General features: G+C 49.5%; 14 protein-coding genes and 1 pseudogene. 6 read left to right on the forward strand and 9 right to left on the reverse strand.

Translation table 11 applies throughout. The features are described from left to right. Nucleotides 1-84: 84 nt before the first annotated feature. From ACX1C1_RS07750 to ACX1C1_RS07760, 3 genes are read right to left on the reverse strand one after another with little or no spacing between them, the layout of a single operon-like run. Complete coding sequence (locus ACX1C1_RS07750; RefSeq protein ID WP_458956530.1) at nt 85-1,215, reverse strand: HD-GYP domain-containing protein; 1,131 nt, start codon at nt 1,213-1,215, stop codon at nt 85-87. Beyond that, nucleotides 1,212-1,640: a response regulator gene (locus ACX1C1_RS07755; RefSeq protein ID WP_458956531.1), complete on the reverse strand. Its 429-nt coding sequence runs from the start codon at nt 1,638-1,640 to the stop codon at nt 1,212-1,214. The genes ACX1C1_RS07750 and ACX1C1_RS07755 overlap by 4 nt, the downstream gene beginning before the upstream one ends. 3 nt (nt 1,641-1,643) lie before the next feature. Continuing rightward, the gene (locus ACX1C1_RS07760) at nt 1,644-3,206 is read right to left on the reverse strand and encodes a sensor histidine kinase (protein ID WP_458956532.1); all 1,563 of its coding nucleotides are present in this window, start codon (nt 3,204-3,206) and stop codon (nt 1,644-1,646) included. A 128-nt stretch (nt 3,207-3,334) separates the two neighbouring features. On the opposite strand from ACX1C1_RS07760, the gene ACX1C1_RS07765 reads away from it, so the two are divergent. Then, nucleotides 3,335-3,982: a response regulator gene (locus ACX1C1_RS07765; protein WP_458956533.1), complete on the forward strand. Its 648-nt coding sequence runs from the start codon at nt 3,335-3,337 to the stop codon at nt 3,980-3,982. Between the two features lie 77 nt (nt 3,983-4,059). On the opposite strand, the gene lepB is transcribed toward ACX1C1_RS07765, so the two are convergent. From lepB to ACX1C1_RS07785, 4 genes are all read right to left on the reverse strand, one after another. Further along, a complete protein-coding gene (gene lepB / locus ACX1C1_RS07770; protein WP_458956534.1) occupies nt 4,060-4,641 on the reverse strand; it encodes a signal peptidase I in 582 nt (193 codons plus the stop codon). A 55-nt stretch (nt 4,642-4,696) separates the two neighbouring features. Beyond that, nucleotides 4,697-5,344 carry a hypothetical protein gene (locus ACX1C1_RS07775; RefSeq protein ID WP_458956535.1) on the reverse strand — a complete coding sequence of 216 codons (648 nt, stop codon included), beginning with the start codon at nt 5,342-5,344 and terminating at the stop codon, nt 4,697-4,699. A 92-nt stretch (nt 5,345-5,436) separates the two neighbouring features. Continuing rightward, nucleotides 5,437-6,210, reverse strand: coding sequence for a hypothetical protein (locus tag ACX1C1_RS07780; RefSeq protein WP_458956536.1), 774 nt, complete (start codon nt 6,208-6,210; stop codon nt 5,437-5,439). A 39-nt stretch (nt 6,211-6,249) separates the two neighbouring features. Further along, on the reverse strand, nt 6,250-6,711 hold the full coding sequence (locus ACX1C1_RS07785; RefSeq protein ID WP_458956537.1) for a hypothetical protein: 462 nt from the start codon (nt 6,709-6,711) through the stop codon (nt 6,250-6,252). A 253-nt stretch (nt 6,712-6,964) separates the two neighbouring features. Here ACX1C1_RS07785 and ACX1C1_RS07790 point away from each other — a divergent pair, with 253 nt between their 5' ends. Beyond that, nucleotides 6,965-8,764, forward strand: a complete 1,800-nt coding sequence (locus ACX1C1_RS07790; RefSeq protein ID WP_458956538.1) for a CotH kinase family protein — start codon at nt 6,965-6,967, stop codon at nt 8,762-8,764. Between the two features lie 384 nt (nt 8,765-9,148). After that, nucleotides 9,149-9,346 (forward strand): annotated as a pseudogene (locus tag ACX1C1_RS07795) (IS256 family transposase); the annotation flags it as partial. Between the two features lie 628 nt (nt 9,347-9,974). On the opposite strand, the gene ACX1C1_RS07800 reads toward ACX1C1_RS07795, so the two are convergent. Both ACX1C1_RS07800 and ACX1C1_RS07805 read right to left on the reverse strand, forming a co-directional pair. After that, a complete protein-coding gene (locus tag ACX1C1_RS07800) occupies nt 9,975-11,261 on the reverse strand; it encodes a sensor histidine kinase (protein ID WP_458956539.1) in 1,287 nt (428 codons plus the stop codon). A gap of 1 nt (nt 11,262) precedes the next feature. Then, entirely contained in the window at nt 11,263-11,940 is a 678-nt protein-coding gene (locus tag ACX1C1_RS07805) for a response regulator transcription factor (RefSeq protein WP_458956540.1), read from the reverse strand. A 379-nt stretch (nt 11,941-12,319) separates the two neighbouring features. Between ACX1C1_RS07805 and ACX1C1_RS07810 the strand changes: the two genes are divergently transcribed. The 3 genes from ACX1C1_RS07810 to ACX1C1_RS07820 all read left to right on the forward strand — a co-directional run bounded on the left by ACX1C1_RS07810 (nt 12,320) and on the right by ACX1C1_RS07820 (nt 16,153). Next, the gene (locus tag ACX1C1_RS07810; protein WP_458956541.1) at nt 12,320-13,156 is read left to right on the forward strand and encodes a VTC domain-containing protein; all 837 of its coding nucleotides are present in this window, start codon (nt 12,320-12,322) and stop codon (nt 13,154-13,156) included. Next, a complete protein-coding gene (locus ACX1C1_RS07815; protein ID WP_458956542.1) occupies nt 13,149-13,841 on the forward strand; it encodes a DUF4956 domain-containing protein in 693 nt (230 codons plus the stop codon). Before ACX1C1_RS07810 ends, ACX1C1_RS07815 begins: the two co-directional genes overlap by 8 nt. Nucleotides 13,842-13,921: 80 nt before the next feature. Beyond that, nucleotides 13,922-16,153, forward strand: coding sequence for a carbohydrate-binding domain-containing protein (locus ACX1C1_RS07820; protein WP_458956543.1), 2,232 nt, complete (start codon nt 13,922-13,924; stop codon nt 16,151-16,153). The last annotated feature ends 21 nt before the right edge of the window (nt 16,154-16,174 follow it).

Consider the following 16,174-nt stretch of genomic DNA (forward strand, 5'->3'; position numbering starts at 1 on the left):
GATGTGCGAATGAAACGGGCACGAAAGCGATCATAACCAAACCTCCTGGCGGCTTGATTGGGCTGTCAGGAGGTTTTTTTATTATTAAGCCGCAACGCGTATCGTTTTTGCTAATGCTTCTACAAGATCGGCGCGGAAGTATTCGCCTTGCATCTTACGTAGCTCCAGGAAAGCCTCTTGCTCGGACATTGCTTTTCGGTAAGAACGAGGAGCAGTCATAGCCATATACACTTCGACCAGTCCCAGCGCTTGGGAGAGCAGCGGGATACGGTCTCCGCTGATCTGGAACGGATATCCCGTGCCGTCGATTTTCTCGTGATGGTAAAGGAACGCTGATTGAATTTCTTCGAAGGCTGGGATGCCGTCGCAGAGCTCCTTAGCCATGAAACAATGCTCCTGCACGACCTCCAGCTCGAAGCCCGACAGCTTCCCCGCCTTTTCGAACATATAGTCCGGCAGCTTGATGCGGCTTACATAGTGAAGCATCGATAATAACTCGATCTCCCAATCCTTTTTGGTACCGTCGCCAAGCTGCTGCCACAGTGCTTTCATCAATTGGCTCATATCGTTAATTTCTTTACGCGATGTTTGCGTCTTGCGTTCTAGGGCCGGGATAAAGCACTCCAGCATGTTCAGCACCTGTTGCTTCTGTCCCCTAATGGCAGCAGCTTCGCTCCGCTGCTTGAGCTGATGTTGACCTGCCAGTAATACGGCTCCTAGTAATACGCTGCCAAAGGCTAGCACAATACGAAGGAGGGAGGAGATGAAGGTGGACTCGCTGCTATAGCTTGAGATTTCAGGGAGCAGGAGAAACGTATATAAGGTGAAATAAATCAGGAAGACGGCAGATGCATAACCATACAGCCTTACATTCGTCACCATGCTGATCATGATGGGATAAAACAAGAGCAGGCTCCACATTTGAGCGACAAGCTCTGGAATATAGACCGATAAGAATACGAGCATAAGAAACGGATACACTAACGTCATCCATTCACTTAATCGGCGATGCTTGAATAACCGACGCTGAATACTATACATCCCCCAAGAGCAGGCGGTAATCGCAATGGCAATCCAGATATTCTCGGGTATGTCGTATGCGGCGCTTAGGTTCGTGTCCAGGAGACCGACGATAACGAGCACGGAAGTCATGATCCCGATCAATGCCAGAAGCAGCTGTTGAAGGGGAAGGTTGAGCCATTTATTAACGTTCACGACACACCTCTATTTTCGGAGGATGCTGCGAGTTTATTATCTTTGGATTGATAGTAAGTAGACCCGTTCATGACATCATGAATCACCTGCAGAATATAACCAGGATCGGTATCCTTCATGAGATAACCATCGATGCCCGAATGAATGGCGCGATATATATCTTCGCTATCATCGAAGGCTGTCAGAACGATCATTTTTAAATGTGGTTGGGCTGCTTTAAGCATAGCAGCACCATCGATGATGGATCGCCCAGGCATCTTAAGATCCGTGAGCAGCAGATCGGGTCTGAGGTCCGAGGTACGCTCGATCGCTTCTGTACCGTCACAGGCCTCGCCGATTATAGAGTAGTCTGACGAGCAGGACAGCAAGAGACGAAGTCCTTGCCTCGCATGAGGCCGATCATCCGCAATGACGACTTTGTACATAAGCTAAGCTCCTCTCCTTGGTATGACTGCTTTGACTGTTGTGCCCCTGCCCGAATCTGACTGGAGGAAGAGAAGACCGTTCAGCGTTTCGATACGATTCTTCATTCCTTTAATCCCCAGCTTTCCATGTATGGATGCCGCTTCTGTATCCATCCCTTTGCCATCATCTTGCACCAGTACGGTCCATTGAACGCTAGTGACCTCCAGCTTGACGAACAGCTGTCGTGCGCTGGCGTGCTTCAGGACATTGTTGGCGGCTTCTTCGATCAGATGATAGATGGCTTCTTCAATCTCGATTTTCTCTTTGGCCACCCACCCTTCAAGCTGGAAGGTTAGCTCCACACCACTGCCGTCTACGATGCGGTGTAACAGACTCTCGACGGCATCTTGCAGATTAAACTTACGCTTCTCACCCTTTAGTTCCTCGATAAATTCGCGAATTTGGCGGTGATTTTCTTTTACTTTGCCTTCCATCTCCGTCACGATATCGATTGCGCTGGATGCATGGTCTTGCTGCAGCACTTTCTTGAGTTGGAACAGCTTGATCGATTGAAAAAATAGCTCTTGCGCAATACCGTCATGAATGTCTTGTGCGATGGCATCTCTCTCCAGCGCAACAGCCTGTTCCTGCATCGCAGCAAAGCGATTGCCCATCTCATACTGGTGAGCAAACTTCACTAATGTCAGCCGTATATACACGATGTCCATCCAGGACAGTTTACGCTCGTCCGTCTTCAGAATTAGCCAGCCGTAGCGATGCCGGCTTGCATCTTGTAACGCCTGCACGTAGAGCTCGGTCTGTTCGCCAACAGGGGAGAAGGATTGAATATAACCGCTTTTAATAATCGGCGGATGTTCGGCCAAACGCTGGGCGTAATAAATATGCTGGATGCTTTTATCTCTTTCTCTCAGCAGAGGAGAGTCCAGGCAGAGCCATAGATCGCGATGCTGTAAGAGACTGCGTAGGGACTTCTCCGTTCGAGCGATAGCTTCCGGGAGTCGGAGATCAAGATTGGGAGCAGTATCTGTTGAGGCGTAGATACGGGCTAAGCTGCGCAAATGACGTATGACCAGGCTTGAAGCGCGTCCTTCGATCCACACGACGATATAGAATATCAAAACGAGCACCCAGTATTCACTTGTATCCGTGACGTAGGGAAGGGAAGATGATTGTGAAAGCTGATACGCGACGATAGGCAACAACAGGATGTAGGAGACCGCGATGACATGAAACAGCTTCCGTCCGATATAGAGCTTAAGAATCAGCAGCCCCGATAAGCCGTAACACAGCAGCGCGTAAGTGAAGCTATCCGCTGCATAGAGCAGGATGGCCCCAGCAAGTAGATCGGCAGCGATGATCGCTACGCTCTTCTGCTTCTGTTCGGTGGTATGCAGCATCGCCAAGCTATAGAAGGTGAGGCACGCAATTGCCGCGATCGCAAGACCTGCCTCGGACAAATGGCTGCCATATTGAATGGCGTAGACGAGTAAAGTGACGACCAACAATGCCCATCTGCAGCCTAGAAAGAGATATAATGTATTATTTTTGAACGACACGAGTGACATATGCTCTCCCAATTGGAAATTAATGTAGTCAAATAGTTGCATATGAGTTAGAATGAAAATAGTGCTAAGGTAGGAGTAATTTTCTAAAATTATTATAGCATACTTCAGTCGAAGCAGGAGGGAAATGGATGCCAGCAATCATGATCCTAGACGATCATCCTTTGGTCCGTCAGGGTATCCGAATGGTCTTAAGTATGGAACAACAATTCGACATCGCAGGCGAAGCATCCAACGCAGAAGATGCATTAGCTCTTATGGATAAAGTAAGACCGGATATCGCATTAGTAGATCTAAATCTTGGCAAGGACAAGGGGCTCGACTTCATTCAGCGGGCACGGCAGCTTGGACATGGATCCAAGTTCCTTATTCTGACATCCTCAGCAACCGGCAGCGAGCTTAAGCTTGCCCAGTCGCTAGGTGTGGAAGGGATGTGCCTCAAGGAAGCAATGCCTGAGGATCTGCTGTACGCGGTAGAGGTAGTCGCTCGCGGGCGCAAATATTATGATCCCGTCTTTATGGACACGCTGCTTGCTGATTCCGCGGCTAGAGCCCATTCTGGCGGATTGGACGAGCTGACTCCCAAGGAGCTGGAAGTACTAATCGAGCTCGGCAAGGGACGTCCCAATAAGGAGATTGCGAGCGAGCTGTTTATCACCGAATTTACGGTCAAGAAACATGTCAGCCAGATTCTAGCGAAGCTGAATCTAGCGGATCGGACACAAGCAGCTTTGTTCGCAATGTCCAAGGGATTGGTTCAGTACGAGAGCATTCAATGAAGAATGAAACGAACTGCATATCATAGAGGAAGCCGCCTGGACTTAGCTCCGGGCGGCTTCTTCATTGTCCTTAAGCCTTACAACTCCAGTGGCTTTGAGATGGATCGCATAGGCCATAATGAGACGGCTACGAAACCACGCATAGAAGAGAGGGGAACTTGTGCAATTAGAGGGTCGCGACTATCCAAGCTTTCGCCAGGTGTACGATTATCCCCCATGACGAACACATGACCGTTCGCAACCTGGGTCTCTGGCATATCGCCTGATGCACCATATGTATAAAGTTCAACAAGGGGTTGTCCATTCACGTAGGTGGTACCATCTGTAATAGAGATGATATCTCCCTCAACCGCAATCACTCGCTTTACGATATTATAACCTAATGAGTCGAGATGTATGATCATAACATCTCCGTATTTGGGTTTCTTAAGCAGCATAGATACCTTGTTCATGAGCAAGATATCACCATTTTCCAGAGAAGGCAGCATGGATTGACCAGATACCTTCATAAGTCCAGTTGAATTGTGAACTACAAGGAAGAGGAGGCCTGCTAGAAGAAGGAGACTGATACGCCTCCATATAGATGGGCGACCAGTAGGGGACGAAGAGCGTTGTCTGCTTATGCGAGTTTCTTCAACGGCTTGTATGGAATCTGCCATGGCTGTGTAGTCACCGCCTTATAAGTTCATTCAATTATAGTGTTCCAAGCTTATATTATGATACAGGACTCGGAGTCGCTGAAGGCGAATAGGTTGTCTCCTCCGTGGGCAATAATGACTCGATTGGTAAAGCAGTAGGCGAAGGGAGCAACAATTCTTCCTCTACTGTCTCCAAAATGACAATCGCATCTGCTGTTGCAGTAGGTAAATTGGAAGCCTCAGGAGTATTTATCGGTGCAGGCTGCAGTTCAGTCGGTGTAAATACAGCGGCAGGTGGTATGTAGCTTTCCATAAGCGAATTCATTGCTCCTGTTGCGCTGTCTAAAATTGCTTGTAGCTTCTGTTCAATCTGCTGCCGATCCTCTTCACGGTCGAACGTAGTGGATTCAAGTAGTTTAGCGGAATGCGCCTGAATTGCATCAATATATTGTTCACGTATCGTTTCGGTGTAAGCGTCCAGTTCTGAGGAGGAAGTGGCGAGTCGTGTCTGCAATTGTTGTTTTAATTCTTCTTTCTGCGTTTCTAGATCCGATTGCATGGATTGTTCCAGGCTAGTAATGGCGCTGTCCGTCTTCTTGTTAAACCAAGCCTGTAGCGTACCGGCAACGTCAAGATCCGCATAAGCGACACCCATTGATGCTGTAAGGGCAATAATTAAAGCAACAATTCCAGTAGCGACCTTATGTTTGCATAAATTCTTCATGCCAACCTTCCTTTCGTTGAATAGTCAAAACAGGGGGAAGCCCCGGTACCAGGGCTTCCCGCTAATCGTTACTGTTGCAATGCTTTGTTGTATTATTCGTCGATGCCGTCTACGATTGCATCAAGAGCAGACAAGCTTGTTTCAAGAAGTGCTTCACCTTTTGCTTCAATAACTACTTTTGCAGCAGCAACGCCATCTGCAGCTTGATCATTTAATTGACCTTGCAAGGAACTGATTGCACCATCCAGATGATTTTGCAGTTCAGTAGCTGCGATACCTTGTTCTGTAGCTAGGGAGTCATTCAATGCGCCTTTAGCAGTGCTAATTGCTGTTTCTAATGTCGTTTTAGCAGCTGCATGGGTTATGTTTGTTTCGTTTACGAGGTATGTGTCTGCATACCAGTTCTGATGGTTACGAATAGCGTTGCCAAGATCTTTTTGGTTTTGCAATCCGATTGCATTGACAGCATCCGAAGTTTTACCGTTCTCGATTCCTACGAATGTATCGAATTCGCTACCGATATTGCTTTGGATAGATGATTGAGCATTGCTGATTTGCGTTGTATACGTAGTGACTTGAGCATTGATCTGAGCATTAACATCATTTTTCTCAGCAATGCCTAGATCGCGAATGTTTTCACGGGATTGTTTGATAATACCATCTACAGTATTTTTATGATCTGCTTTCGCATCATCGCTGTAAGCTGTGAATTCGCCAGTAATGATTCCTTTAATTGATGTGGAAGCTGCGTTATACCAGTTTGTCAATTGACCGCCTGCGTCAGTTGCTGCGAAAGCCGTTCCCATGGAAGCTACCATACCTACTGCGATTACGCCTGCTACTACTTTAGTTTTTGTCGATTTCATTGTTCATTCTCCTTTGATTTTCGATTATGGGTGGTTTAATTATTCGCTGTCCAGTTGCTCTGTCAGCTCTTCGATCGTATCGATCAGTGTCTGCTCCAGCTCATCCGCATTCTCGCGGGAAGCCCGTTCTACATAAGCGTCGAACTCTAGTTGCATAGCGGTTGTAGCCAATTGTTCGGCGGCAACCACTTTATCCGCGTACTTGCTGCCATAGGCCTGTATGACTGAGGCGTTGTTGCTCTGGATGGTCTCAGCTTGCAGCAAGAGTGCGTCATCGGCGTCAACGGCCAACTCTGTGGAGAGCTCGGCGATGGGCGATGCTGCGTCCGCTGTTGCAAGTTCGATTGCATCCGATAGTTGCGTTTGTGCGTGCTGCGTTCTTGTCTCATACCATTGTCGAAGGTACGAACCGGCGTCGGTTGCCGCGTATACAGTGCCCGTAGCTAGCGCGAACGATATTGCAGTACATGCGACTATGGATCGGATTGTATAGCGTTTCAACGCGGTGCCCTCCTTCAATGGATTGTTCTTGTTCGTTACACCAATTATATCTCGCATCTCTAATTCCCTCGTCAGTCATGGGTGTAGTTTGTTTGGTCTCTTTAGTGGTGGGTGATGGTAGACTTTCGTACCATACGGAAATTACATTCATCCGCTCGAGCTGATTCAGATTCATTTAAGATTCATTGTTTAGGATAGATCCATACGGTCAGGTAAAAGTAATATATACAAAGCTGAGAGAGGGCGATGATAGATGAAAGCGAACAGGTGGATCAAGCTGGCGGGGATTACGATCGTTAGCTCTATGATGATGACGGGATGTACATTCGGAGGCAGTGCAGGGGAAAAGACTGAGACTGTTGATACTGTTGTTGAGGTAGGCTACGCGGCAGAGATGGATAAGGATGATATCATGTCGATCTCGATCGATGCGGACGAGGCTGCTTGGCAGGAGATGCTGGATAACGCAGCCGAAGAGGAATATATTTCTGCTGACATAACGATTAACGGCACAACGATTCAGAATGTAGGCATTCGGCCGAAGGGTAATTCCAGTCTGCGGCAGGTAGCCAACGATGATACAACGGATCGTTACAGCTTCAAGATTAAATTTGACGAATACGTGGCGGATCAAACCTGGATGGGACTAGACAAGCTAGTCGTGAACAACATGACTACGGATAACAGTTATATGAAAGAATATTTGAGCTACGACATCATGAGCTATATCGGAGTAGACGCTCCGTTGTTCTCCTACGCGGATATTGAGGTGAATGGCGAAGCTTGGGGCTTCTATCTGGCAGTAGAGGACATCGACAGTGGCTACCTTGCCCGCGCCCAGGGAGACGAAGGCGAGCTCTATAAGCCGAACAACGATGGAGATGTAGCTCTCGGTGCGATAGGTCCTGGACAGTTGCCTATGGCCGGCGCTAATACAGGTGAAGGCGCAGCTATGAATGGCAATGGAGCAGCAGGTCCGGCAGGCGCCGTTGAAGGGGGTCCTCCAGCAGCTCCGATGGACGGAAGTGCAGCGGGACAAGGGATGCCTGCCGGAACCGAGGGTGTGCAGCCGCCAGCAAATGGCGAATTCCCAGGTGGTGTGGCTGGAGGCAGACCGGAAGACGCAATAGGTGGTGCAGCTGGTGGAAACCGAGGCCCCGGTGGCGGTGGCGGCGGCATGAACGGAAGCGGCAACGGTGTGTCACTTGTGTATACCGACGATGAGCTTTCCAGCTATTCTGCAATTTTTGACAATGCGGAGACTAAGACGACAGAGGAAGATCAAAGGCGCGTAATCGATGCGTTGAAGCAGTTGAGCGAAGGGTCGAATCTGGAGGAAGTCGTGGATGTGGACGCCGTACTGCGTTATTTTGCCGCTCATACGGTTGTAGTAAATATGGACAGCTATACGTCGAACATGGCGCACAACTATATCCTATACGAGAATGATGGCAAGCTCACTATGCTGCCTTGGGATTACAATATGGCGTTTGGAGGGTTCCAGACAGGGGAAGCCTCTGATGTCATCAATCAGGCAATCGATACACCTCTCTCCGGCGTTACGCTGGAAGAACGTCCGATTCTCGGCAAGCTGCTGGAGGTTGACGAATATAAGGAGCAGTATCATGCGTACCTGAAGGAAATCGTGGACGGTTACTTCTCGGACGGCAAATTCGAACAGAAGGTGAACAGCCTGAATGAACTCATTGCGGAGCATGTGGAGCAGGATCCAACCGCGTTTATCACATACTCGGAGTATCAAGCAGCAGTGGTCGAACTGAGCAAGCTAGGAACGTTGCGCGGCGAAAGCATTCAGAAGCAGCTAAATGGTGAAATTCCTTCGACGACAGAAGGGCAGGAAGCCAGCCCGAACGCACTTGTTGACGCATCTACGGTTGATATGTCGAAGCTGGGTGACAACGGTAACGGAGGCAGAGGTGTAGGCGGAGGAGGCCCCGGTGGCCAAAACTTCGGACAGCAAGGTGCTGGCGGACGTGGTCAAGGAGCAGGTCAAGGCCAAGCACCAGGTCAAGGAGTAGGTCAAGGTCAATAAGCCGGTCAGGTCAAGGAGCAGGTCAAGGTCAAGGAGCAAGTCAAGGTCAAGATGAAGGAGCAGGTCAAGGTCAAGATCAAGGAGCAAGTCATGGAGCATAAGGTCTAGACCAAGGAGCTTAAGGGGAGCAAGGTGCATGAACTAAGAGCCAAGCAGCCCCAGGTAACTAAGATGTATAGGAAAGCTCTATAGCCCGATTATTCGGGCTATTAGGCGTAGCGAGGAGGATGTGCAATAGATTGTGTACCAAGATTTGTGGTCGAGCCGAGCACAAAATAGTAGGGTCTCCTCGGGGTTACGATGCCACCAGAGAAAGGACCCTACCTATGACTAATATAACCAAAAACACGATGAATAATCTATTTGAAAATCTTGGCCATCTAGACTCTGAACCCCATCGAGCGCATGAACATGGAGTTCCGTAAGCGACTCAAGCCAAAGAAAAGTTTAACGAACATGGATGCAGCCGAGAAAGACGTCTACTTACAATACATCGAGTACAACGATACGAATGCAGAACGCGTCACACCTGGAATCGGGATGATAGAGGTCAAGAAGAAGCTTGCTGATATGTTTAACTAACGTTATCCACAACGCTTAAGTAACCAGTAATTACCGAACAAGTATGGGGCTTAATCCCCCGCCAGCAACACTGTCAGAACATTAGAGTATCTCTCTTATCTTATCCATCATCCCGATTGATATCCTTACCGCCTTACACAAACTTCTTGACGCTACAGCCACATGCTTGGGTTGAAGCACAACGTATGTAGAATTTCACATACGTTTGAGCCGTGTGGTTGGGTCACAGCACATTGTATGTAGAATTTTACATACATTGGGGCGGTATGCTTGGGTTGAAGCCATTGTATGTAGAATTTCACATACGTTCGGCCCGTGTGGTTGGGTCGAAGCCATCGTATGTAGAATATTACATACGTTTGGGCGGTATGCTTGGGTCGCAGCACATTGTATGTAGAATTTCACATACGATTGGGCCGTGCGTTTGAGGCGGAGAATACAAATACGATCGAGCGTGAAACGTAGGATATTCGACATAGTATAAGCGGTGGTCCTAGAAGTTGTATGAACCAGTCCGCAGTTGTATGAACAAGTCCGAAGCTGCATAGACCAGCCCTCCACCGGAAGATCGGCGGAGGGCCAGTCGTGCGTGATGAAGTAGGGAGCCGCTACTGATGAGCGCAGTCGGCTACACCGTTGGCAGCTGCAGCAGGAATGTTGTGGACTCCCCAAGCGTGCTGCGTGCTTGGAGCTTGCCGCCATGCTGGTCGACGATGGAGCGGGCGATTGCCAGGCCGAGTCCATGACCGCCTTGGGAGCGGGAACGGGAGGCGTCCGTACGATAGAAACGATCGAAGATACGGCCGAGATGCTCGGGTGCGATACCTTCCCCGGTATTGGTCACCGACAACAATGCGTCATTCTGAACCTTATGGAGTGAGATCGTAATGATGCCACGGGTGCCCGTATACTTGATGGCGTTATCAAGAAGAATCATAATCACCTGTTTCATCTGCTCGGCACTACCGTGCGTTTGGAGATCAGGCTCGATATTGTAATTCAGCCGGAGCTGCTTCTCGAAGATGACGGCTTCCATCGTGAGCATAATGGTTTCCAATGTGTCGCTGAGATCGAATTCGGCATACATCATAGCGGAGCGAGCTTCCTCCATCTCAGTCAAATAGAGCAAATCTCCCGTTAGCTTAGCCATTCGGCTCGTTTCCTGTTTGATGTAATGCAGCCACTTCTCCTGGCTGGCAATCGTTTCTTCTCGATTAGCGAGCAGCACATCCGTATTGGTCTGAATGACAGCGAGTGGTGTCTTGAGCTCATGCGAGGCGTCTGCGATAAATTGTTTTTGTTTCTCGAAAGCATCCTTGACAGGCTTGATGGAACGATTGGCGAAGAACTGGCTGATAAAAAAGATAACAATCAACATGCCTAATCCAACGGCTGCAAAGGTGTAGATCAAATTCGTGAGTATGGCCTGTTGAGCGGTAACGTCCATAAAGACGAATAACGTGCCCACGTTCGTTGCTTGCGCGTTGAACGCCCAATCGTTGCCGTCATGCGCGAATTGTCCAGTCTCTCCACCGCTTGCGAGAGCCTTGATAAGCGCTTCTTCGTAGAAGCCGTCTTCGAGATCGAAGCGTGAGTCTGTCACCGTAATGTCACCGTCTTGGTCAGCCAATAACATGAAGGAAACGGTTCGACCCGGAGGAGGACCGCCATAACCGGATTGGATCGGAGGTTCGCCGAGCAGTCCACTCAGGAAGCCGACATCCAACAAGCCTCGTTTGTTATCGCCGCCGTGAGGCATTCGGAAGAACTCTGATGTCTTATGCAATTCAGTATCGATATCGCGACGTACGTCTTGATAAGTGATCGTATAAATAGTGACGAAGGCTACCAGCATCATAACGGAAATCGTGACAAGATTCAGGAGGAGGAAGCGGTTTTTCAGTTTTTTGAACATCTTATTTGGCCACCTCGAGGACATACCCTACCCCGCGAATGGTGTTGATTTTCACATTGGAGTGGAGGAAGGTCAGCTTCTTCCTAAGGAAAGAAATATACACTTCCACATTGTTGTACTCCGCATCCGAATCAAATCCCCACAGCTTTTCGATAATTTGCTCCTTGGACGTTACGGCTTGCTTGCGCGTCATCAGCAGCTCTAGAAGCTCGCATTCCTTTAAGTTCAGCTTGAGCTCCTTGCCTTTGACAGTAACCTTCAACTGGGCTGTATTCAGCTCGATATCGCCCAAAGTGATGCCGTCCTCGGGAATAACCTCGCCCTTTCGCCGCAGCGCCGCCCGGATTCGCGCGAGCAGCTCCTCGGTGGAGAATGGTTTGGCGATATAGTCATCTGCGCCGTGGTCAAGACCAGCGACTTTATCCGTAATTTCTCCCTTTGCCGTTAACAGTATGACCGGCGTGGACACGCCTTCTCCCCGCAGCTTGCGAAGTACAGCGATCCCATCCATCTCAGGCATCATAATGTCGAGCAAAAGCAGGTCATAAATGCCGCTGAGCGCGTAATCAAAAGCGGAGCGACCATCATGCACAATGTCTACGGAGTAGTGTTGTTTTTTGAGTATTTGAGATAAGGCCTCAGCCAAATGTTGTTCGTCTTCCGCGATCAAGATTCGCATCGATCGTTCATCCTCTGCTTGTGTACTCTGTTCATGTTGTTATTATAACAAGTCAACCTTGAATCAACCTTAACTTTCGGTCACAAGAAGTGGCGGACTCAGGGAGGCTGAAGAGATAGAGCGACCGCGTCAGCAGGCTATATGGAACTAAATCAAGCTATTGGGTGCAGATTCAAGCTATATCAAGCAATATAATGAAGCGTAATTTTTTTTGAGGAATTGTAAAGTCGTTTAAGGTTCATTCAAGGTTGGAGGGCTAATATACAGACAAGGCAAGCGTGACTATCAATCAATCAAGCAATTATTCAATCAATCAATCAATCAATCAATCAAGCAATCAATCAAGCAAGCAGGTAAGTGAGGAAAAGGAGGACCGGCAATGGCCATCGAGGTGTTCAACCGATACGAAAACAAATATTTGCTAGACGACGCGGCATATCGGAATTTCTATGACGATCTGCTCGACTATATGGAGCTGGATGACTATAACAAGCAACACGAATATTATTCGATTTGCAATTTGTATTTCGATACGGCACATCATTCGCTCATCCGCACCAGCTTGTCGAAGCCAAAGTACAAGGAAAAGCTCAGGCTGAGAGCATATGGAGTGCCAGGCGGCGACGCAAAAGTGTACTTGGAGCTAAAGAAAAAGGTGTTTGGACTTGTCAACAAACGCAGGACGGGACTAAAGCTTAGCGAAGCGTATGAATTCGTCCGCACAGGTATCACTCCCGAGTACCAGCCGTACATGAACAAACAGGTGGTAGCCGAGATCGCGTACTTTTTAAGCCGATATGAGCTAGAACCAAAGGTGTACCTGGCTTACGAGCGTAAAGCGATGTTCAGTAAGGAAAGCAGGGATTTGCGCATTACATTCGATACGAATATCCGTCATCGGCGTTACGATCTGGGTTTGGAGCTTGGCGATCATGGCGAATCACTGCATGCAGACGGCAAATGGCTAATGGAAGTCAAAGCCGAAAAAACAGTGCCTTTGTGGCTGTCGCGGCTGCTTTCGGAGCATGGCTTGTACCGCACAAGCTTCTCCAAATACGGAAACGAATACAAGAAGACGGTGCGTGGTCATATGATCTCCGAGCACGGAGGTGACGGCACAGCTAATATCGTTTTCCCGTCAGGCAGCATCGCGATCCCGTCAGGCAAGTCCATCTCTATCCCACAACAAGAAAGCGAGCGTGTGTTATATGTTTGATTTTCAATCAATATTTAATCCGACGACAGCAGAGACGACCATGACCTTCGGGACGGCTGTTGCCACGATTCTGATTGCAGTTGTGCTTGGCGGTATTATCAGCATGACGTACATGCGTACGAATCCGAGCGGATATTCTGCCAACTTTACACTGACTATGGTTATTTTGCCCGTCATTGTTTCTATTATTATTCTTCTTATCGGCAGCAACATCGCACGGGCGTTCAGTCTGGCGGGTGCCTTCTCGATTATCCGGTTCCGCAGCGCGCCAGGTGATCCAAGAGATATTGCATATGTACTATTTACAATGGCCGCGGGACTTGCCTGTGGTGTGGGAGCTTTCGGCTACGGAGTGCTGTTCACAATCATGCTGTGTGTGCTGATGTTCGTGCTGAGCAAAATCAAATACGGTGCAAGAAAGTCAGAACAGAAGCAATTGAAGGTAACAGTTCCCGAAAACCTGGGCTACGAGGAAGCGTTTGGTCAAGTGTTTGAGCAATTCGGCGTGGCGTATGAGCTGAGACGGGTGCGGACGACGGAGCTTGGAAGTCTGTATGAGCTTGTGTATAGTATAACGCTTGGTCAGACCGTGAATCAGAAGGAATTGCTGGATGCGATTCGTTGCCGGAACGGCAATTTGGACGTCTCGCTTACGATGACACCTACCGCGGCAGCGGATTATTAATGATTTGGAACGGTGGGCATAGGCGCTGGGTTATATGATGTATGGAATTTGGATGGGAATAACGAAAGGAAGTCTACTTGATGAAGAATAATAAAATCAAGCATTATGTAGGCGTCATCGCATTGTGCGCGGTGCTCCTGACTTCGGCGTGCAGCAAGGATGAAGGAAGCGTCTATGGTGTATCGGCGGAGCAGGCTGTGTCCGAGGTCTTGAATGATGAGGCTTCTACTTCGACATCGACACCGACATCGACTGAGCTAGTGAATCTGACCATGGACGAGCTTGTGACGTTTGATGAAGAAGATTACGATACATCCTGGAGCGCGGACTCTTCGACCAGCATCGCCTTTGACGGAACAACTGCTTCTGTGAGCGGCAGCGGCGCGACGGCGGCGGAAGGGGGATCGGTCAGCATTACTGCAGCTGGTACGTACGTGCTGAGCGGACAATTGACTGGCGGACAGGTATCCATCTTTGTACCGGATGGTATGGTGCATGTCGTGCTTAATGGTGTCGAGATCAATGACAAGGACAATGCGCCTTTCTATATCGAGGAAGCTGGCAAAGTGATCGTCACCCTGCAGGAGGGAACGGAGAACAAGCTGTCGGATGAAGCGGAATATGTCTACGCTGATGCTTCTGAGGATGAGCCGGATGCAGCCATGTTCAGCAAAGCAGATCTGATCATTAACGGAACCGGCGCCCTGACGGTCGAGGGGAACTATAATGATGGAATCAAGAGCAAGGATGATCTTCTGCTGGTATCCGGTACGATTAATGTGAAGTCAGTCGATGACGGACTTGTAGGAAAGGATCGTGTTGCTGCTCTGGAGGGCGTGAGCCTTACAGTGGACGCAGGCGGTGACGGCGTCAAAGCAACAAACGCCGAAGAAGAAGGCAAAGGTATTGTTGCCATCGGAGGAGGAGCCTTCCATATTGTTTCTGTCAACGATGCTATACAGGCAGAGACATCCTTGTTTGTTAAGGATGGCAACTTCCAATTGGAGAGCGGCGGCGGCAATGTGAACGGCGTCACGCATACCGAAGAAAACGGCTTTGGAGGTGGAGGCTTCGGTGGCGGCAGTCGAGGAGGAAGCGGGCAGCAAAGCGGAGCTCCGAGAGCGAGAGGTGCGTCAGGCGGAGCGTCAGGTGCGGAAGCTGCATCTGAATCCGGTAACGGTGCGATAGATGCGTCAGGAGCTGCCATCGCGACGGGTACGACTGTAAGCTCATCGACGGACGGAACGGAGTCGGAGTCGTCTAGCGCGAAGGCGCTGAAGGCGGGCAGCAGCTTGCAGATAGACGGGGGTATATTCCATGTAGATGCGGCAGACGATGCTGTGCACACCAATGGCAATATGCTAATCCATGGCGGGACATTCATGATTGCAACCGGCGACGACGGCATGCATGCGGATGCTTCACTCACCATTGCAGGCGGTACGATCGATATTGCGAAGAGTTATGAAGGAATTGAAGGATCGGCTATTACCGTGTTAGGTGGAGAAATCCAAGTAACGGCTTCGGATGATGGCTTTAATGTAGCAGGCGGCAATGACGCTAATGCAGGCATGTCAGGACGATCTTCGCAGGATAGCTTCTCCGGCGATTCCAGCAGACTACTCACGATAAGCGGCGGTACGCTTACGGTCGACGCGAATGGAGACGGATTAGACTCCAATGGCTCCATTAAGATGAGCGGCGGCACAGTCTACGTTAACGGTCCAACGGGCAACGGCAATGGTTCGCTCGACTATGACGGCACCTTCGACCTCAGTGGAGGAGTCCTCATTTCGGCGGGCAGCTCGGGTATGGTGCAGGCAGCATCGGATACTTCGACGCAGCAGTCTATTGCAATGACATTCCCGCAAACGCTGGAAGGCGGCACGAATGTTCGTTTAGTCGACGTCGATGGCAACGAAATCGCGGCGTTCGCTCCGACGAAGACATTCCAGTCGATTTTGTTCAGCACACCGGATATTAAGCAGGGGACATCGTATATTATCTATTCGGGAGATTCGAAGATTGTTGAGTTCGAGGTGACCAGCGCAGTGACATGGGTGAACGAATCCGGAATCACAACAGGCGGCGGTGGTATGGGCATGGGCGGAGCTGGCGGAATGGGAGGCGGCATGGGTATGGGCGGTCAACGTCCGGAAGGCGGTCAACGTCCGGAAGGTGGTCAACGTCCAGATGGCGGTCAACGTCCAGATGGCGGTCAGCCGCCAGAGGGCTTTGAGCCTCCTGCGGATGGCTCGGTCCCTCCAGCCGGAGCCGATGCGCCAGCTGCCGAAAGTACACAAGCGCAGTAACCAGCTGATGGAGCAATGCGA

It is taken from the genome of Paenibacillus sp. strain BS8-2, assembly GCF_054483835.1.